The sequence below is a fragment of the Dysgonomonas sp. BGC7 genome, assembly GCF_001261735.1.
Classification (GTDB): Bacteria; Bacteroidota; Bacteroidia; order Bacteroidales; family Dysgonomonadaceae; genus Dysgonomonas.
Map to the genome: position 1 here is coordinate 116,858 of NZ_CVRP01000020.1, position 20,710 is coordinate 137,567.

Below are 20,710 nucleotides of genomic sequence, written 5' to 3' on the forward strand. Positions count from 1 at the left end.
CTTTCCTTTTTAAGCATAATTAAAAACCTAATCTTACCGATAGTGTAAACTGTCTAGGTACAGGTGCTGCTACTCCTCCGGATTGTACGAATTCCGGATCTTGTCCATTCAATTTTTTGTCTGCGTATAACAAGAATAAATTTGTAGCTAAAAATCTTACTGATGCATTTTTAACATGTGGGCCTAACCATTCTTTTGGTAAATCATAGCTTAAAGAAATATCTTTTAGTCTTATAAAGTCTCCTTTAGCTATACGTTCTGTTGAATAATTATATGAGCTGTACGCATTAGTCATGTTACTGTATTTGCTATATTGACGTGTATTCAATATAACAGGAATTGTTGTATAGTTTTCATCACCCGGCATTATCCAACGGTTTTTAAACTCTTTTGGTGTGGATGTTAAATCTGTATAACGCGCACTGAATACAGGGTCTAGTCTTATTACATTTCCAAATGAGTATGTGAGGAATACGCCTAAAGAAAAATTCTTATACCGAAACGTATTTTGGAAACCTCCAGTTGTTGTTGGATCTACAGGACCTTCATATTTTAAGTATCCAAGTTTATCCGGATCGCTCATTTGTAGATTAATACCTGTAGTTGTTTCGTTCCCGTTTTCGTCAAGAAACACTGGTAGACCTATTTCGTTCAGTCTCACAAAAGGAACTGAAAACACTCCTCTTTGAGGATAGCCTTCAAAAGGACTTACTCCTCGTACCAAATCAAACACTCTTGTTCCGGAAGTCAGTAGTTTTGTAATTTTTGTTTTTGTGTAACCAAAAATAAAGTCAGTAGACCAACTAAAGTCTTTAGTTTGAATATTCTTTGTGTTTATTGTAGCCTCAATACCCCAAGAATGCATCTCTGCATCATTAGCCTTCTTCAAAATCTGTCCACCTACTCCCCAAGTGTTTACATAGCCAATCAGATCATAATTTTTTCTATCATACCAACCTAGATCAAGATTTATACGATTCTTAAAAAATCCAGCTTGTAAGTTCAAGCTTATCTCATGTTTCTTTTCATAAGTTAACTCTGTATTAGCTAGATTCACTATTCTTAAACCAGTTTCTTGTATATCAGTAAATGGTCTGAACGGTTTGTAAGCACCAAGTTCTTTCTCACTACTAGCCATAGATCCCGGAGGCAAGTCTCCAGTCATACTGTAACTACCCTTTATTTGTAGATGAGAAATAGTTGGCTGCCATTTTTTAAAGAATTCTTCTTCGTAAATATTCCAGCCTAAACCAACGTTCCATGTTGGAAGCCAGCGGGCACTACGAGAACGCCCTAATCTGTTTGAACCTTCATAACGTAGTGTTCCGGATAATACATATTTACCTAAATAACTATAAGTTGCTTGTCCTACATATGCTGCATTTCTTGTTCTTGTATTGCCTAAACTATAGTATGAGTTTCCCTGTTCAATCCCTTGTTTAAAAAACTCATATACATAAAATGGTATTTCTCCCATTCCAAATTGCATTCCCCATCCTGTGAAAAAAGCTTCGTTTCTATTTGCAGAATTGAGTTCCATACTGGCAAAAGCATTTACAATATGTACATCGTTGAATGTTTGGTTCCAGTCAGCAGATACACGCAAATCGTAACCTGACATTTTATAGTCGTTACGATACCAGATACCTCCATCGGGTAAGATAGTTACAGGTAATTCATACGGAAAGTCAGGGTTATTGTATAAAAGAGGATTTGCTTTTTGTATTGTTGGGTCGGACATTGCTCTGTACGACATAGCTTGGTTCGAATCATCGAGTATATAATGATCTCGTGTTGTTACGTCATATTTAAATGCTCCTAAGGCTCTCAATGTTAAATTAGATAGTGGATTATAAGTGACCTCTCCTTGGAATTTCAATGTTGTTACATCATATTCCATCTTATTTTTTTCTAACTCATCTAATATATTGAATGGAGCATAGTTCGATTGATAATATTCATTAGGATCTAGAGCTCTAGATGTATTCAGTGCATAACTATATGGGTTGATATCGAAGTCCCTTTTTACTTGTCCGGTAACTGCGTTTACATCTGAGGATAATGTCCCCGGAGCTTTCTGATTACGATAAGAAGCCATTGCTCCTAATTTAAAGGATAAATTATGCAATATTTTATGAGTGGCGTTAACGTTAGCTGTATAACGCTTTACATTACTTTGTTTATACCAGCCCGGATCTAGTAATGCTCCTAAAGATGCATATATAGAAGATTTTTCTGACCCTGAAGATATACTTACACTATGGTTTTGCATAACAGTGGTTTGAAATAATTCATCAAACCAGTTTGTGTTTCTCATCTCGGCCTGTCTTAAATAGGCATTGGCTGCTTCGTCCGAATGATCAAGATAGAATGTCCCCGTCTGAGGGTTATAAGTATTCATTAACTGATACATTTTGCCATAGACCCCGCTATCTGCAGAGCGGAATGACTGAGCAAATCTTAACCAACCTTTTGACTCCATTTCTTTATAAATACCCATTTGTTGTTGAGAGTCCATAATGTTAAAATCTCTATACATAGGTTTAACTCTCATTGTGAATTCTCCTGTATAATTAATCGTATGCTGTCCTGGAGATCCTTTCTTTGTTGTAATTACAATAACTCCCCCCATCGCTCTTGCACCATAAACAGATGTAGCTGATCCGTCTTTCAAAATCTGAATTTCGGCTATATCTTCTGCATTTATACCTGCGATGGCAGAACTAATCAAAGTATTAGCATTACCAGAGGCTAAATCATCGGCACTCACATTAATCGCATCCTCCATAATAATACCATCTACTACCCATAAAGGTTTGGAATCGCCATAAATAGAAGTGGCACCACGAACTCTAATTTTAGGAGCTGCCCCAAATGTTCCTGAGACATTCTGAATAGATACTCCTGCCGAACGTCCTTCCAAAGCACGTGTGATTTCGGGCATCCCGTCTATTTTTATGTCTTCACTTTTCAGGCGGTCTGTGGCTCCTGTAAATAGTCGCTTATCCATAGATGTCATTCCAGTTACAACAACTTCCGTTAATTCTGTTGCTGAGGACTTCATCTGAATTCTCATATCCGGCCCTACTTTCACCTCTATAGTCTCGTAGCCGACATAGGTGAATGTCAATGCTGTTACACTTCTGGCAATTGTCAGTGTAAACTTTCCGTCAATGTCTGTCATTGTTGCTGTAGTAGTTCCCTTTACAGATACTGTTGCACCGATAATAGGTTCACCAGACTCGTCTGTAACAAGCCCTCTAACTACTTGAGATTGAGCAAAGGATATACCTATACCCAAGAACAAAAACAGGGCTATTATTCCCAATTTTTTCATAAGCGCCATTAAGTTTAAGATTAAAAACTAAGTTTAATATAATGTGTAAGAATTGATTTGCTTTTCAAGTATAAAAACAAAAGGGTAATCGTTTATGAAAATAAACGATTACCCTTTTGTTTTGTATTTTTGATAAAAAGAGGAAGAGGTTGATTTATCTCTCTCTCTCTCTCTCTCTCTCTCTCTCTCTCTCTCTCTCTCTCTCTCTCTCTAATAAAAGCAAGATAACATCCAAATTTTCAGGAAGAAAACTTGAGTGAAATATTGTATTTTTGTTAGAGTTATTTTGCACTTTCACACTCTTTAAAGTATAATTAAAAAATCTAATAAATCCCTTTATGAATTTTATACTAGTGTATAAAGGTCTGAGTTTATAAGTGGGTATTTAGAGATGACTTCCAGTTTTATGCTTATACAAATTTAATTATATTTTCACAGAACTTAACATCGGTTTTATGAAAAGTAGATTGTTTTATTTTATAATTTTGTTTATATATTTGATTATTAGTGCGTTTTGTTTTATGTGAAAATATATTAAAGTAGATCTTATTTGATATTTTATATAAAAAAATATTAATTTTATATCATGATGTCTTTTTTAAGGAAAAAGATATTGAAAATTTATAGAGCTTATATAGAATATTTCTTGTCTCGATATTTACTAGAATAACCTTAAAAAACTTAACATATATGAAGCTTTTATTGAAAGTGTTGTTAATATTTATGTCTGTTAACATATATTCGAATAATACTGATAGTCTTCTAAGGGTTTTAGATCAGGAGATTGGTCAGCGACATGTGTATATGTGTATTAAAAATGAAAAAATAGATCATCTGAGAAAACAATTTAGAATAGATACTCTATTAGCAAATCGCTACAAAATATACAATGATATTTTTGAAGAATACTGTACATATAAATATGATTCAGCAATACATTACCTCTTGAAAAGTCAAGAAGTAGCAGCTAAACTAAAAAATGTAGAGTTTGAGAATGAGGTGAAAATTAATTTCTCGAAATTATTGTCGACAGCAGGATTGATCAATGAAGCTTTAAATAATATGCAGTTGATAAAACGGAACGAGTTAGATAGTTCCTTGTTATTGCTATATAATGAAGCAATGGAAAATATCTACTATATAGCACAAAGTTATTCTAATGATAATATATATGCTCCACAATATAGAAAAGAGGAAAGAGCATATATAGATTCTATCTGCAATATGTTGCCGAAAGGCTCTATTATCCATTCTTATTATGAAGGATATCGGCTTTTTAAAGAAGGAGACCTTGAGCGTGCAAAAATGAGTTTGTTAGAACTGTATCGTAGTCTAGAACCAGATACACGAATCTATGCAATCGTTAATAGTAATTTGGCTACTATAAGTAGATTGGAGAAGAACTTCGAAGATTACGAAAAATATCTCATATTAGCTGCAATTTCAGATCAAAGATGTGCTTTGAAAGAGAACACTGCAATGCAGCGACTTGCTGTATTTTTATTTAAGCATAAGCCGGAGGAGTTGGTTCGGGCATATCAATATATTAATTATGCTATGGAGGATGCTCTTTTTTATAATAATAGGCTACGTATGATTCAAATAGGGCAGGATATGCCGGTTATTATTAAAGCATATCAAAAAAAGAATGAGGATAGCAGTCAGAATTTGCAAAAAGCTTTAATTGCAATTAGTATTCTTCTAGCCATAGTAATTATTCTATTGATCTATGCCTATAAGCAATTTCAGATAGTAAAAAAAGATAAAAAGGAATTATCGGATTTGAATGAAGAACTTAATAGGTTGAATAATGCTTTATTGAATGCTAATAGAATAAGAGGAGAAGCTATAATTCTTTTTGTAGACCTAAGTTCATCATACATAAATAAAATGGATCTATTTAGAGAAACAGTAAAAAGGAAAATACTAGCAAAACAAATTGATGAGCTATATGAAATCAGCAATGTTTCTGAACCAGGGCAGTCTATGCAAGTGTCTTTTATTCAAATATTTGATAATGCTTTCTTGAGATTGTATCCTTCTTTTGTTGATGAATTTAATGAGCTTCTTGTTGATGAAGGTAAAATTAAGTTGAAAGAGGGTGAGCTTTTAAATACAGAATTGCGCATTTTTGCTCTTATCAAATTAGGTATAAGGGATAGTTCTAAGATATCTTCTTTTTTGCGTTACTCGCCACAAACTATTTACAACTACAGAAATAAAGTCAAAAACTTTTCAATCGTAGATAGAAATAGTTTCGAAAGTTGTGTGCAGGAAATTGGAGAAATCAATTAATCTTGTGCGAAGCTTTGTAGTTACTTTTTGCGGTAAATATCAGTAGTTGTAATTGTCTGCTGATTTACATAATTGAAATGTCTGAAAAAATACTTTACAATAAATTATAGTCTGTTGGAAGTTTAGTTCTCATGCGATCTTGTTTATTATGTCTTGATTGTGAGTGTTTTAGTGGCTAACTGTTGTCTGAAAGTAGTTTTTTTATGTCTTTCGGAGGAAAAGTGAAAACATAAAAAAATCCCACAATATGTTAATATTGTAGGATTTATCCAAGCTTTGTCGCTTTTTGTCTTTTCTTAAAGCGGAAGCGGGGGCTTCTGAACCACACCTATCAACCATATATTATTCAACATGTTACTCGATCAGATCGCTTTGAGGTGAACACTTTAGAGGAAGCTAATTGACAACTGTTGACTGTCCTTTGTCCGCTATTAAGAAGTGTTATTTTCCCATTGACAAATATAGTATTTTTTCATAAAAGTCATATTCATTTATTATCTAATCCACTCATTCTTTCTTCGAGAAATTTAATCATTTTATCTAAAAACAGAGTACGACTACCTTTGCGTTCACGGATTTCAAGGAAAGTATGGTAGAAGTCACCCAGATTAATATTAAAAACGGTTTCGATATATTCTGCCAATTCTTTTATATTCGTATTGCCATTATTGAAACATCCTGCACTATCCCAGGCATAAATCTGTTCAACAAGTTCTGCTTTTTTCGCAGTCCAGCTAAGCCTTGTTTTAGGTAAACTTGATACCTCTTGGATATTTGATTCTATATTTCCTATATGTAAAAGTTTATTGTTGATATATACCGTTAATCTCTCATTGGCTATCATTTTTGCAACCTTAAAATCGAAGCTCGTTGAAAATCTACTATCTCTTTCGAAATAAAAACAATCGAGAATTAACTGAATATCTGGCTTGCCTCTCAAAAAGTAATATTTATCAAGGTGGGTGCTTCCAGAGCGATAATATTGATAAAAATCAGCATTGTTGTCGAAGAAATACTTTATACGACCTAACATACCTTCCAAATAATTTTTCCGATCGATATAACTTCCTGTTGGCATTCTCATCTCCAAATTATATACCTTGCGATGATAAATAAGAATACTAAAAAGTTGAGGTTTCGTCTCTTTAAAAAAGGTGATTTCATCAAGCGTACTTTTAAATGTATAATTTGAAACAAATTCTTTTAATTCATCAAATGTAGACTCCAATAATGAAATAATACTAATAGATTTCTGAAAGATATTACATTCCTCAGAATCAATAAGCTGAATTTCTTTATTGATATTTTCTTTTATATTGCGAATAAATTGCTCCATTGTATTCTGTTTTTTATGTATTAGATTCCTATTTTAGACTAGTCGAAGAAAGAATAAGTCATAATAATCGCTCAAGCCTATAATTAGTTCATATAGGACATGTCTCCAACTACAGAGATAAGGCTATAGCCAGACCTCCTTGTTTTCCATTATAAAAAGGGCTAAAAGAGATTTGTTTGCTAAATGTACCTTTATTCATAAACTTCCTCTGCAAATAGGGATAAAGCCAATAAGCAGCCTTTGTGCTTAGAATACCGAGGCCAGCTCCTACTATAACATCTGCAAACCAGTGTTTATCATTATATAGACGAAATATCCCTGTTCCGGTTGCAATCGTATAGCCTGTTATTCCATACCATATTGAAACATCTTTATATTCCTGCCAAAGAAATTCTGCACCCATAAAAGCTACCGCTGTATGACCTGAGGGAAAAGAGTTTTTCGCTGATTTATCTGGTCTCTCTATCTTTGTTGAATACTTTATTGTATTTACTGATGCTGCCATAAAAAGAGTAGATATTCCTAGAATAAAGGTTCTGTCTTTAAAATTATTTTTACCTTTTATCCCCATTAAATTCAGTGCGTATACACTTCCTGCCGGAACATATTGCGAAATGTCATCTATGGTAAACTTCGAATCAATATGTTCTGTTACTTCATGCTTTACCTGCCTGTTAAGCAAATAATTATGCTCTATAGCTGTTTCAAATACACCATAAGCAATTAAAGCCGAAGGAATAATTAATTGCTTATATGAAAACTTAAGCTGTTTTACAGGTTTTATCTTGTCAGAAATGACTGTATCTACAGAAATGAAATTAGTAGAAGGTATATCACTGCCCTGAATCGAAAAATCGATGATTGGGTAGTTGCTTTGTAGTGTATCATTATCTACTGTATCCGCTTTTACCGATTGGAATAAGAGCAAGAAGAAGACAATACAAACCAATATGTTATTCATTGTTTTTTTATAATAATAAGATTCGTTTGGCTGAGCTAAAGAGTTGTGTTCAGCCAAACGAAATTTTGAAAAATTACTTTCTGAAAATATAATTAGCTATAATCCATGTGTTAAACCCAAACACTACCATATATGGAATCGGATTAAAATGATTTGGACAATGTTCACTCTTACATCTGAAGAATATAAGCCATACAATTATTCCCATCAAAGCACCTATAGATATACTTATCAGAGAAAGATATCTTTTTATAATGGGATTCAGTTTTGATGGAGTTTCTTTTCTTGCTGCTAATCTTCTTATACGTCTCTTTTTACTCATGACGATAATAGTGTTAGTTACAAGACTTTCAGAACCTCATTTTTAATATTCTAACAGCATTTAGTATTGCTAGCAGAGAGACTCCAACATCAGCAAAGACCGCTTCCCACATGGTTGCCAAACCAAAACTACCTAAAATAAGTACGATCAGTTTAACCGAAAATGCCAATATTATATTCTGTACAACCACTTGTCTTGTGACTTTAGCTATTTTAATCGAAGTTGCTATTTTGGATGGTTGATCTGTCTGAATAATTACATCGGCCACTTCGATAGCAGCATCACTCCCCATTCCGCCCATTGCTATTCCAACATCACTTAATGCCAGTGAAGGAGCATCATTTATACCATCTCCGACAAAAGCAATCACATTATTCCTATCAGTTTTCAATTCTTCTATATGACGAACCTTATCTTCAGGTAAGAGGTCTCCATAAGCATTGTCAATACCAAGGCTGGATGCAACATTATTCGTTATGGAAGATTTATCCCCACTCAACATTACAACTTGTTTGATTCCGGATAAATGCATATCTGAAATAGCAGTCTGTGCATCATCTTTTACCTCATCCGCTATTGTTATATAGCCCACATATTCTCCGTTAATAGCTGCAATCACGATAATCTCAACTATAAATTCAATTGTTCTGTCATAGGAGATATTAAATTTCTGCATCAACTTAGCATTGCCCACCAATACTTCTTCTCCATTTACGATCCCTTTAAGTCCATGCCCTGATATTTCTTCCACATCTGTAGCTGTATAATTATCTGAAATCTTTGCAAATTGAACAACTGCTCTAGCAATGGGATGATTTGAGAATTTCTCCATGGCAGCAACAATAGCGACAAATTCCTCTTGCTTATCTTCATCGACCGACGCAACTTTCTGCACATTGAACACACCTTTGGTCAAAGTACCTGTTTTATCCATCACGACTGTATTGACTTTAGTCATTAAATCGAGATAGTTAGCTCCCTTGAAGAGTATGCCTGCTTTAGAAGCTGCTCCGATTCCGCCGAAATAGCCTAAGGGTATGGAGATAACCAATGCACACGGACAGGAGATTACCAAGAATACCAATGCACGGGATAACCATTCGCTAAATATATAGTCGCTCACCACAAAATAAGGAATGACTGTTATAAAGAGAGCTAACAGGAATACAATCGGAGTATATATTTTGGCAAACTTGCGAATTAATAACTCTGTTTTTGCTTTTCGGGAAGTTGCATCTTGCACCATTTCTAGGATTCTGGCAAGAGAGCTATCCTGATACTTTTTAGCAACCTTTATTTCAATCACTTTATCAAGATTCAACATTCCTGCTAGTACGCTTTCGCTGGCTGAAATAGTTTTCGGTTTGCTTTCCCCTGTTAATGCTGCTGTATTAAAGCTTGCTGATGATGTAAGCATTATTCCATCCAAAGGGACTTTCTCTCCGGCTTTTACCTGAATAACTTCGTCAATTTCTACTTCTTCAGGAGATATTGTTTGATATGAATCATTTCTATAAACAGTTGCTGTGTCAGGACGTACATCAAGCAATGCCTTAATGTTTCTTTTGGCTCTATTCACAGCCGAATCTTGAAACAATTCTCCAATCGTATAAAATACCATTACAGCTACTCCTTCGGGATATTCGCCTATAATGAAAGCTCCAAGTGTAGCCATTCCCATAAGGGTAAACTCAGTGAAGAAATCCTTTTCCTTGATCGTTTCAACGGCTTCCCTAAAAACGGGAAAGGCAACTGGGATGTAAGCTATAATATACAACCCTAAACGAAGATAGCCGTTAAATATATCTGGAATAAAATTATCCATCGCAATACCAACAAGTAGCATAAGTAAACTTATTGAAACCGGGATATATTGCTTCCAGTTATTTTCAAACATCTGCGACTCGGTAGAGTCGCAAGATGTGCATTTATAATTATTCTCTGTATTCATTGCTATAAGTATTTAATAATACATTTCACTCGTAGAGCTATTCAACTCAAGATAGAGTATTTCATTTTTGTAAATGAACTGGATCTTATTCTCTCGAGATAACCATCCTAATGCCAAACATATGTTTTTATCATTATATCCGGTCAGTTCTCCTATTTGTCTTATGGATAACGCTCCTTCATTAGACAATAATTGCCATATTACTCCGGCATTTATTCCAATATCATTTTTCAACATCTTGACTCTATTAAAAAATTTAATAACTAATCAAGAAGCCACCTGTCATCAGGCAATCCGGTTCTGACTCTGATTGCTCTTTCAACATCAGAGACATAGATTATACCGTCTCCAGAATTTCCTGTTTTACCATATGTTGATATTATCGTAATTATTCTATCCACATCATCATTGTTACACACAATCTCAATCTTCGCAACTTTACTATTGGTAAGTGCAAAATTCATGGATAAAGAAGCATCTTCACTTTTTAAATGCCCTGTGCCTTCAGCCATTGAAACAGTAAGATTTGGAAATCCTGCATCTAGTAGTTCTCTTAGAATATCATTAACCTTAAACGGTTTAATAAAAGCTTTTATCTCTTTCATGTGATTTTATTATTTAATGTTTCAAAAAGATTAATGACCATGTTCACCATGATCTGTACTCATCGATGCTAAATAAAATGCATTGGCTTTAACGATAGTCACACCCTCTTCCAGTTTATTTACCGGAGTTATCTGTGTATATCCTAGTTCGCTTATACCTGTTAATACCTCAATCCTTTCAAAATGATAAGTTTTTGTACCTTCTTCATTAGCTTCTTTCTCTAACACAAATATGTATTTCTTTCCTTCATTGCTAATAATAGCATCATTGGGTACAGCATCAGTTTTTTGTTTTCCAACATTAATCAATCCCGTTACATACATACCCGGAATTAATTTAATATCTGTATTACCTTTTATATTTGCATGAACGATAATTGCCTTGGTATCCCCTTCGAAAGACTTGTTGATTTCATAAATCTCACCTTTGAGATTAACACCGGGTTGGTTGGTGAGGGTAATATCCACTTCCTGTCCGGTTCTTACCATATTAATATCTTTTTCAAAGACTTTAACATCGCAGTGTATACCTGCATTATCGGTAATACTCATTAGTGGAGTTTGCATATCGACATAACTTCCGGTACTGATATTGATTTTGCTGACAGTTCCTGAAATAGGAGTTTTTATCGGAATTTGAGTAACCATATTACCTGAAGAAACCTGTTCGGGGCTAATGGATAATTGTCTTAGCTGCTTTTCCAAACCTGTTAGCTGCGCTTTAGTTATCTCGTAATTAGCTGTTGCCTGTTGCAAAGTTTTTTCAACCCCTGCACCTTGAGTCGATAAATCTTTTTGTCTCCTGTATTCTTGATCGGCAATCAACGCCTCTTTTTTAGTTGTCAGATAATTTTTTTGCAACTCCACTATTTCCGTATTTTCGAGATAGGCTACAGCTTGTCCGGCACTCACGGCTCGACCTTCAATCACCATTACCTGTTTGATGATCCCTCCTAACAAAGAGGTTACCTCCGCTTTTTTCTGTGGATCCAAGGCCATTTCGCCATTTACTCGAATAATACTATTTAAGTCTCTCTGTTCAATTTTGCCAAGTTGAATATCCACAGCTTTCATTTGTGATTCGGTTAGCTCTACTTCTACCGATTCGCCACCATGAGATTCTTCTGTACCTTCTTTTTCTTTTTCTGCCTCATTTTTAGGCTTCTGTCCACATGACCCTAAAAATATAAGAGACAAAGCAATTATCGCTATATATATTGTTTTCATAATTTTTTGTTATTTATTTCCTTGCAGGTAGTTTAACATAATGATTGTTTGATTGTAGTCATTGATAGCATTTGCATATAGTAAATGTATCTCTACTGCGGTTTTTAAATTCTGGATATACTCGACATAATCTATTTCTCCTTTTTCATATGAAACCTGTGATATGCGTGTTATATCTTCTGCTTGTTTGCTGCCACGAAGTGAATAATAGTCCAAAGCATTTTTAGCCTTGGTATATTCATTCAGATAAGTCTGATAATTCTTACGCATAGTAAGCATAACCTCTTCCTGCTGAACCCTTGCTATTTCGACTTCTTTTTTAGCAGCTTTTGTTTTGGCTCTTTGTTCTCCAAAAAACAGAGGAACACTTATTCCTACTTCAAAACCCATGAAATTACCTTTGTCAAAATGTTCTCTTTGTAAATCATATGGATTAAATCCTTTGATAAGAAACTGGTTTTTCAATGCAAAATTGAAACTGGGCAGATATCCTTGTTTAATCACACTGAGGTTCCTTTCGCTTATGATCTTTTTATTAGCATAAACCTCTCCAAGTGGAGTTTGCTCTGGATTAAAATCATTAAAGGGATAGGCTGCATCCAAAACAGTCAAAGTAGGCTCAACAGGTTCGACTGCCTCATCCGTATTCATCCAGCGTTGTAAGATTAGTTGTATGCTCTGATAATTCTTTTCAGCCTTTTGTAACTCAATTCTGTTTTCATTATAGAGTCGTTCAGCATTCATCTGTTCCAAACGTCCTGTTTCCCCTGATTTCAACTTTGCATTGGCGAGGAATAAGAATTTACCATAAATACTGTCCTGTTCCTGTAATATTTTGATATTTTCCTTTGCATAAAGCAATTGATAATATGTTGCTGATATTTCTTTTACAAGTTCATTGCGTGTAACGTCCAAATTACTTCGTTCCAGATTCGTTTCGGCTTTCAATAAGCCTCTGCGAGAACCATACACTGTAGGGAACTCAAAACTTTGGCTTAATGATATGCTATTATCAGGACTTCCTCCTGATGTTGGGTCCTGACTTAACGAAAAGCCTGTTTTATCAATATTAAAAGCAGTTCCTTGTAAGTCTTTTGCTCTTTCAATTGAGATACGACCCGACTTCATGGTCAGGTTGTTATCTATCGCCGATTGAATGCATTCCTCCAATGATTTTGTTGTGTTTTGCCCAAATAAAGCTGGAGCTAAAACAACAGTCATTGTTATGAATACAATAGTCGATATTATTCTTTTTGTTTTCATTCCTGTTTATTTTTAGTAAATGTTTTATAGATAGAAGGTAACACAACCAATGTTAGAGCCGTTGCCGTTAATAGTCCTCCTATTACCACTGTTGCGAGAGGTCTTTGCACTTCGGCTCCATCGCCTGTAGATAATGCCATTGGCAGGAATCCTAATGATGCGACAAGCGCAGTCATGATGACGGGACGTAAACGAAGCATACACCCTTCGATTACTCTCTCACGAATATTTGTCATTCCTTCTTTTTCAAATATGTTGAATTGCCCAATCAGAACAATACCATTCAATACTGCTACGCCGAACAAAGCAATAAACCCGACACCTGCTGAAATACTGAAAGGCATGTCACGTAACCATAGAGCCCAGATACCTCCAATAGCCGAAAGTGGTATAGCAGAGAATACAAACAAGGACTCTTTTACACTTTTCAATGTGGCATATAGAAGAAAGAGTATTAATAACAATGCTAATGGAACGGCAACCATCAATCTGTCTTTTGCTTCTTTCAGATTTTGAAATTGTCCTCCGTATGTATAATAATATCCTGCCGGTAGTTTGAATTCTTTGTCTAATATATTCTGAATATCAAACACAGTGCTTTGGACATCACGTCCTCTGACATTAAATCCGACATAAATTCGTCTCTCCCCATTTTCGCGTGTTACCTGTGCAGGCGCATCTTCATATTTAATTTCAGCTACCTGAGAAAGAGGGATTGTTTCTCCTGAAGAAAGGGGCAGATATAGATTTTCTAATGAAGAGATATTATTTCTCAGATCATTATCCATTCTTAATACCAAATCAAATCTACGGTCTTCCTCAAACACATATCCAGCCTCATTTCCGGCAAATGCTGTTTTAAGTACCATATTGGCATCTTTGACTGATATACCATATTTCGCTAATTGATCTCGATTATAAGTAACCTGAACCTGAGGTAATCCGGTAACTTTTTCAACAAACGGATCGCTCACTCCATCTACTTTTTTTATCAAAGAGGCTATCTTATTGGCAGATGCGCTAAGTACTTCCAGGTCATTCCCATAAATTTTAATGGCTACATCCTGTTTAATACCTGTCACTAACTCATTGGTTCGCATTTGTATCGGCTGTGTCATTTCCACTCCTAATCCGGGTATCTCTCCGATAGCTTTTTCCATCTTTTCCATCAGCTCCTCTTTGGTTTTGGCTGATGTCCATTCTTTTTTAGGAATTAAAGCAATCATCATATCCGCTCGTTCAATAGGCATCGGATCAGTAGGGATTTCAGCACTACCAATACGGCTTACGGCTTGTTTTACTTCAGGAAACTGTTCTTTGAGTATTTTTTCAGCTTGAGAACAGCTTTTAATCATCTGTGACAAGGACGTTCCCTGAGCCATACTTATTTCTGCCGCAAAGTCGCCTTCTTCGAGATTAGGTATAAATTCGCCCCCCATTCTATTAAACATGAATACACTGACTGCAAATAGTGCAACCATACTTATGATTAGAGTTTTGCTCCAATTCAAGCTTTTGGTTATAATAGGACGATAGAAATTGTTAAGCTTATCCATTAGCTTATCTGAGATATTCCGCTTGTGCTCAGTTTTCTTACTTAAAAACAATGCACTTGCCATAGGCACATAAGTTAGAGATAGAATAAATGCACCCAATATGGCAAAGAACACTGTCATAGCCATTGGCTTGAACATCTTACCTTCTATACCGACCAAAGTGAAAAGTGGAATATAAACAATCATGATAATGATTTCTCCAAATGCTGCACTATTCCTTATTTTAGAAGCTGAATCAAATACTTCCTGATCCATTTCTGCCTGTGTCAGCAACCTCCCTTTATATCGGTCTTTCATGACTCCTATATGATGACAGACGGCCTCGACAATGATGACCGCCCCATCCACAATCAATCCGAAGTCGATAGCTCCGAGGCTCATCAGGTTTCCACTTACACCAAACACACGCATCATACCAAATGCAAACAGCATAGATAGTGGTATTACGGAAGCTACTACCAATCCGGCTCTGTAATTTCCTAAGAAAAGTACAAGAATGAAGATAACGATCAATCCTCCCTCTATCAGGTTTTTGGTAATAGTATTCGTTACTCTGTCTACCAATTGTGTCCTGTCAATAAACGGCTCAATAATGACTCCCTCCGGTAAGCTCTTTTGTACCTGAGCCATACGCTCTTTTACATTTTTTATTACCTCTTGAAAGTTTTCACCCTTCAACATCAGGGTAATACCTGCAACAACTTCTCCGTCTCCATTTCGGGTTACAGCACCATAGCGTGTTGCATTTCCATACTGTACTTTTGCTACATCCCGAACAAGGATAGGAGTACCATTGACTGTTTTAATCGGTATTTTTTCTATATCTTCCAAAGACTTGACAATACCTAACCCTCGTATGAAATACTGATTACTGTATTGTTCAATGTAGCTCCCTCCTGTATTTTCGTTATTGTTTTCAAGTGCAGTATACAATTCAGGGATTGTTATATTTACAGCATTGAGTTTATCCACATTAATGGCTATCTCGTATTGTTTTACAAAACCTCCCCAGCCACTTATCTCTGCTACACCTTCTGTACCTGAGAGTTGCTTTCTAACGATCCAATCTTGCATGGTACGTAAGTCGGATATACTGTATTTATCCTCATAGCCTTCTTTTGCCCGTATTGTATAGTGATAGATTTCCCCTAATCCGGTAGAGATAGGAGCTAAACTAATTTTTCCTGCTCCCTGAGGGATGACCTCTTCGGCTTCTTTTAGTTGTTGGCTGACTTGCTGACGTGCCCAATAAATGTCAGCATCTTCTTTAAATACAATAGTTATAACGGACAGGCCACTTCGACTTATACTTCTTCTTTCTATGACTTTGGGAATATTGGCTAGAGCCATTTCCAAGGGAGTGGTGATAAATTGCTCCACTTCCTGTGCTCCTAACGATGGAGCCTGAGTGATGACCTGTACCTGATTGTTGGTAATATCAGGGGTAGAGTCGAATGGTAATTGAGACAGAGAGTAGGTACCCCAAATAATGAGTGCTACAGTCATGACTCCAATTACCAATTTATTCTCTATCGAGAATTTAATTAGTTTTTGAAACATATTTTGGATATTAAAATATAACAATAGATTTATAGGATACATCCGCTTTCAGACATATCAAATGAATACAAGAATGTTACATTTTAAGCTTTAGGAGGTCTCCAAAGACTATTCAGATGAGATGAAGTTTGGTTCTCGTTATAAATAGCAATCTTTTTGACCGGAGTATTATCCATATTCCGAAGATCAAAGCTATTCTTTGCTATAAAATTGGGATTGTGAAAGCTGGAACATGCACAAAACGGAGTGCAGATTTCCTGAGAGGAATCACTTTCATTATGAGCCATTGAAACCTGTTCTGTCTTATTTTGTAAAGAATCTATAGTCTGTATATTGCAATTGCATGGAAGCAAGGCAAGACACAGAAAATAAATACTTATTATAAAGACAAATGGTCTCATTTTGTTTTTCTTTATGCTACAAATATAAAAATAAATTCATGCAACTCAGTTGCAGATTTCTATTATTTGTTAAAAAGAGGTTTAAAATCGATCTATATATTATTAAAAGAGAGACATAGAGAGCAAATATTATGAATTAATAAGCCTATTGCATTGACCGCAATATCCCTTAATTACAAGGTTTACACTTTCTATTTGCATAATGGGTGATAATTGAAATCTTGGAATAGATATATTATCCAGACAGAATGCCTTTTTACAATAATTACAATAAAAATGAGCGTGCATATCTTCAATACTACAGTGGCAATCTCTACTGCATACAGAATACTTAACAGAACCAGAGCCATCATCAAAGCTATGTATTAATTGATGTTCATGAAATAAATGTATTGTTCTTGATATTGTAGATTTATCTACGGTATCAAGTTGAGATTCTAAATCTGACAAACTAAATGCTCTGTTAAATTCAAGCATAGCTTTTAGTACCAGTATGCGAATAGCTGTTGGCTTTATATCCCGCTCTTCTAATAGATTTACAAAAGAGTTACTCATAATCCAATATTTTTAGAGTAGAGTTTATAAAGTTATATCTTTTATTGAAAAAACTCCTCCTATTTCTGGCTTTATTCTTCACATGCTCTCATTACATATTTCTAAACAAAAAGGATACTTTACATTTTATATGTTATATTTTTGTGTTTAATAAAAACGTATCTATATATCATACAATATTATGAAAACTCCTAAACAAGCTTTAAATCCAGCATTTTTAAAACAAAAACCGGATCGCAAAGAAATAGAATTGTTTAAACAAGAGTTTATTTCTCTGTTGGATAAAATAAACGATACTGAATCGGAGGAGTTTCATAAAAACCTAATTATAGATTTCCTAAATTCCGTTTACTATAAAAACAATCACTATATTAATACATATGGTAGAACAGATTTAGTTATTCATAACGAGAAAGATACTAAATCACCTGTTGGTGTCTTGATAGAAGTAAAGAAGCCAACTAACAAGAGTGAAATGATCAGCAAAGAAAACCTCAATGCTAAAGCATTTCAAGAATTGGTTCTTTATTATCTCAGAGAACGTAAGGCAAACAAGAATCTAGAACTACGATATTTAATTATTACGAATATCAACGAGTGGTTTATTTTTGATGCTCAAGACTTCAAAAAACTATTTTATGATGATAAGAAATTTGTAGACTTATTTGAACAATTCCAAAATAAACGTTCGGATGATTCATCTACAAACCACTTTTACAAGGAGATCGCATCGCCTCAAATAGAGAAAGTGAAAGATCAAATCCCATATACTCATTTTGATATTAGGGATTATGATAAAATTATGCGTAATAAGGATAAGGAGGACGATAGAAAACTAATTGCTCTTTATAAGTTTTTATCTCCGATTCATTTACTCAAACTATCCTTTGCTAAAGATTATAATGAGTTAAACAAAGAGTTTTATGCAGAGCTTTTACATATACTTGGCTTAGAAGAGGTCAAAGAAAAGTCTCAAAAATTTATTGTTCGAAAGTCTCAAGGAAAAAGGGATAATGGTTCAATTATTGAAAATGCGATAAACGAATTAGATGCTATGGATAAATTATCTATGCTATCTAACATAAAACAATATGGAAACACCTATGAGGACCAATTATATAATGTAGCTCTAGACTTAAGCATTACGTGGGTCAATCGAGTCCTGTTTTTAAAATTGCTAGAAGCTCAAATTATTAAATATCACGACGGGAATAAAAAATATTCTTTTCTTTCAACTGATAAAATTGAAGGGTATGATGATTTAAATAGTTTATTCTTTCAAATATTAGCTCGCAAAGAAGACGAGCGGCGAGATGGAAATTTAAAAGAAAAATTCTCTCATGTTCCATATCTGAATAGCTCTCTTTTCGAACCAACGGAATTAGAGGGTTATACTATTGCGATTAGCGGACTTCAAGATAAAGCAAAAATAGAATTATACTCTAAATCTGTATTGAAGATTAAAGGACAAGTTGATAAGAGGCTTACTCCTTTAGAATACTTATTGAAATTTCTTGATGCCTATGATTTTAGCAGTGAAAGTTCAGAAGATATACAAGAGGAAGATAAAGCATTGATATCAGCGTCTGTTCTTGGATTGATCTTTGAAAAAATAAACGGATACAAAGATGGCTCTTTCTTTACTCCAAGCTTTGTTACTATGTTTATGTGTAGGGATACTATAACTCGCACTGTTATACAAAAATTTAATGAGACTAAAGGTTGGGAATGCAAAACAATCATAGATCTACATAATAAAATCTCAGATATAAAAGAAGCGAATGAGATATTCAATTCTATTCGGTTGTGTGATCCAGCTGTCGGATCAGGTCATTTTTTAGTTTCAAGTCTAAATGAAATGATCTATTTAAAATCAGAACTCGGTATTCTTACGGATAGAGAAGGAAAATTATTAAGAGGCTATAAGATTAGTGTAGAGAATGATGAGTTGATAGTCAGCGATAATGAATATGGTATATTCAAGTACAACCCTCACCATCACGAGAGTCAGCGTGTACAAGAAACATTATTTCATGAGAAGCAAACCATAATTGAAAACTGCCTATTTGGCGTTGACCTTAATCCAAATTCTGTAAAGATCTGTCAACTTCGTCTATGGATCGAACTTTTGAAACATACCTATTACATAACTAAGACCAATAGATTAGAAACTCTACCTAATATTGATATTAATATCAAATGTGGAAATTCACTAATTAGTCGTTTCGGCTTAGACGAAAATTTAAAACCAATTCTTCGAGGGCTGAATATCTCAATTTCAGAATATAAAGAGGCTGTTAATAATTATAGGAATGCTCACAATAAGCAAGATAAAAAACGTTTAGAACAATTTATCAAAGAGATTAAAACTAATCTAAAAACTGAAATTAGCAAAAACGATAAGAATAGTAAGTCCTTGTTTAAAGCAAAAAAAGAATTATCCGATTTAACAGCACCAGATTTATTTGAGCGAACACCCAAGGAGAAAAAAGCTTTACAAAAGAAAATAGATTTAGCTCAAAAAGCTGTTGGGAAATACTCTGCTATTATTGAAGAAATCAAGAACAATAAAATATTTCAAAATGCATTTGAATGGCGTATCGAATTTCCAGAAGTGTTAAATGAGGATGGTGACTTTATTGGATTTGATGCTATTATTGGTAACCCTCCTTATATCCAACTTCAATCAATGGGAGAGATAACCGATATCTATAAAAAGATGGAGTTTGAAACTTTCGAACGTACAGGAGATATCTATTGCTTATTTTATGAATTGGGGAATAATATTCTTCGACAAAATTATTTCTTATCATTTATTACTTCGAATAAATGGATGCGTGCTGGATATGGGGAAAGTATGCGCAGATATTTTGTGGAGCAAACGAACCCAGTCTTATTGATTGATTTTGCGGGTATAAAGGTGTTTGATGAAGCTACTGTGGATGTAAATATCATGACTTTTCAGAAAGCAAATAATCAGCATAATACAGAGAGTTGTCTAATTAAAGGCTTCAATTCTGATACAATGAAATTGAGCGATTACCTTAATCAATTCTCTATAATATCATCCTTTAGCGAAAAATCTGTGTCATCTTTTGTTATTCTATCGGATATTGAGAAAAGAATAAAAGAAAAGATAGAAAAAGTAGGCATCCCTCTCAAAAACTGGGATATACAAATCAATTATGGTATAAAGACTGGTTTTAATGAAGCATTTATTATTAATGGAGAGAAGAAGGCAGAATTAGTCGCCAAATCATCAAAAAACGCTGAAATTATACGCCCGATTCTTCGTGGCAGAGACATAAAACGATATGGATATGAGTTTGCTGATTTATGGT

The 20,710-nt window shown here is 34.5% G+C and carries 14 protein-coding genes; 2 read left to right on the forward strand and 12 right to left on the reverse strand.

The features are described 5' to 3' along the window. Positions 1-19: 19 nt before the first annotated feature. Positions 20-3,337 carry a SusC/RagA family TonB-linked outer membrane protein gene (locus BGC7_RS16290; protein WP_369799103.1) on the reverse strand — a complete coding sequence of 1,106 codons (3,318 nt, stop codon included), beginning with the start codon at positions 3,335-3,337 and terminating at the stop codon, positions 20-22. A gap of 690 nt (positions 3,338-4,027) precedes the next feature. On the opposite strand from BGC7_RS16290, the gene BGC7_RS16295 reads away from it, so the two are divergent. Further along, a complete protein-coding gene (locus BGC7_RS16295) occupies positions 4,028-5,632 on the forward strand; it encodes a DUF6377 domain-containing protein (RefSeq protein WP_050702663.1) in 1,605 nt (534 codons plus the stop codon). Positions 5,633-6,119: 487 nt separating this feature from the next. Here the strand turns inward: BGC7_RS16295 and BGC7_RS16300 are convergent, their stop codons facing one another. The 11 genes from BGC7_RS16300 to BGC7_RS16345 all read right to left on the reverse strand — a co-directional run bounded on the left by BGC7_RS16300 (position 6,120) and on the right by BGC7_RS16345 (position 17,369). Further along, entirely contained in the window at positions 6,120-6,968 is an 849-nt protein-coding gene (locus BGC7_RS16300; RefSeq protein WP_050702664.1) for an RteC domain-containing protein, read from the reverse strand. 109 nt (positions 6,969-7,077) lie between these two features. After that, positions 7,078-7,929, reverse strand: a complete 852-nt coding sequence (locus BGC7_RS16305) for a phosphatase PAP2 family protein (RefSeq protein ID WP_050702681.1) — start codon at positions 7,927-7,929, stop codon at positions 7,078-7,080. A 73-nt stretch (positions 7,930-8,002) separates the two neighbouring features. Further along, complete coding sequence (locus BGC7_RS16310; RefSeq protein ID WP_006801094.1) at positions 8,003-8,251, reverse strand: hypothetical protein; 249 nt, start codon at positions 8,249-8,251, stop codon at positions 8,003-8,005. A 28-nt stretch (positions 8,252-8,279) separates the two neighbouring features. Beyond that, positions 8,280-10,202 carry a heavy metal translocating P-type ATPase gene (locus tag BGC7_RS16315; RefSeq protein WP_050702665.1) on the reverse strand — a complete coding sequence of 641 codons (1,923 nt, stop codon included), beginning with the start codon at positions 10,200-10,202 and terminating at the stop codon, positions 8,280-8,282. A gap of 12 nt (positions 10,203-10,214) precedes the next feature. Next, positions 10,215-10,439, reverse strand: coding sequence for a winged helix-turn-helix domain-containing protein (locus BGC7_RS16320; RefSeq protein ID WP_050702666.1), 225 nt, complete (start codon positions 10,437-10,439; stop codon positions 10,215-10,217). Positions 10,440-10,465: 26 nt separating this feature from the next. Further along, the gene (locus tag BGC7_RS16325; RefSeq protein ID WP_050702667.1) at positions 10,466-10,807 is read right to left on the reverse strand and encodes a P-II family nitrogen regulator; all 342 of its coding nucleotides are present in this window, start codon (positions 10,805-10,807) and stop codon (positions 10,466-10,468) included. Positions 10,808-10,837: 30 nt separating this feature from the next. After that, the gene (locus BGC7_RS16330; RefSeq protein ID WP_050702668.1) at positions 10,838-12,034 is read right to left on the reverse strand and encodes an efflux RND transporter periplasmic adaptor subunit; all 1,197 of its coding nucleotides are present in this window, start codon (positions 12,032-12,034) and stop codon (positions 10,838-10,840) included. 9 nt (positions 12,035-12,043) lie between these two features. Continuing rightward, complete coding sequence (locus BGC7_RS17985; protein WP_135107140.1) at positions 12,044-13,297, reverse strand: TolC family protein; 1,254 nt, start codon at positions 13,295-13,297, stop codon at positions 12,044-12,046. Then, positions 13,294-16,413, reverse strand: a complete 3,120-nt coding sequence (locus BGC7_RS16335) for an efflux RND transporter permease subunit (RefSeq protein WP_157258762.1) — start codon at positions 16,411-16,413, stop codon at positions 13,294-13,296. Before BGC7_RS16335 ends, BGC7_RS17985 begins: the two co-directional genes overlap by 4 nt. An 83-nt stretch (positions 16,414-16,496) precedes the next feature. Beyond that, on the reverse strand, positions 16,497-16,814 hold the full coding sequence (locus tag BGC7_RS16340) for a DUF6660 family protein (RefSeq protein WP_050702669.1): 318 nt from the start codon (positions 16,812-16,814) through the stop codon (positions 16,497-16,499). A gap of 129 nt (positions 16,815-16,943) precedes the next feature. Next, on the reverse strand, positions 16,944-17,369 hold the full coding sequence (locus BGC7_RS16345; protein WP_050702670.1) for a Fur family transcriptional regulator: 426 nt from the start codon (positions 17,367-17,369) through the stop codon (positions 16,944-16,946). 181 nt (positions 17,370-17,550) lie between these two features. On the opposite strand from BGC7_RS16345, the gene BGC7_RS16350 reads away from it, so the two are divergent. Further along, a partial coding sequence (locus BGC7_RS16350; RefSeq protein WP_050702671.1) for a DUF7149 domain-containing protein occupies positions 17,551-20,710 on the forward strand: 3,160 nt, incomplete at its 3' end.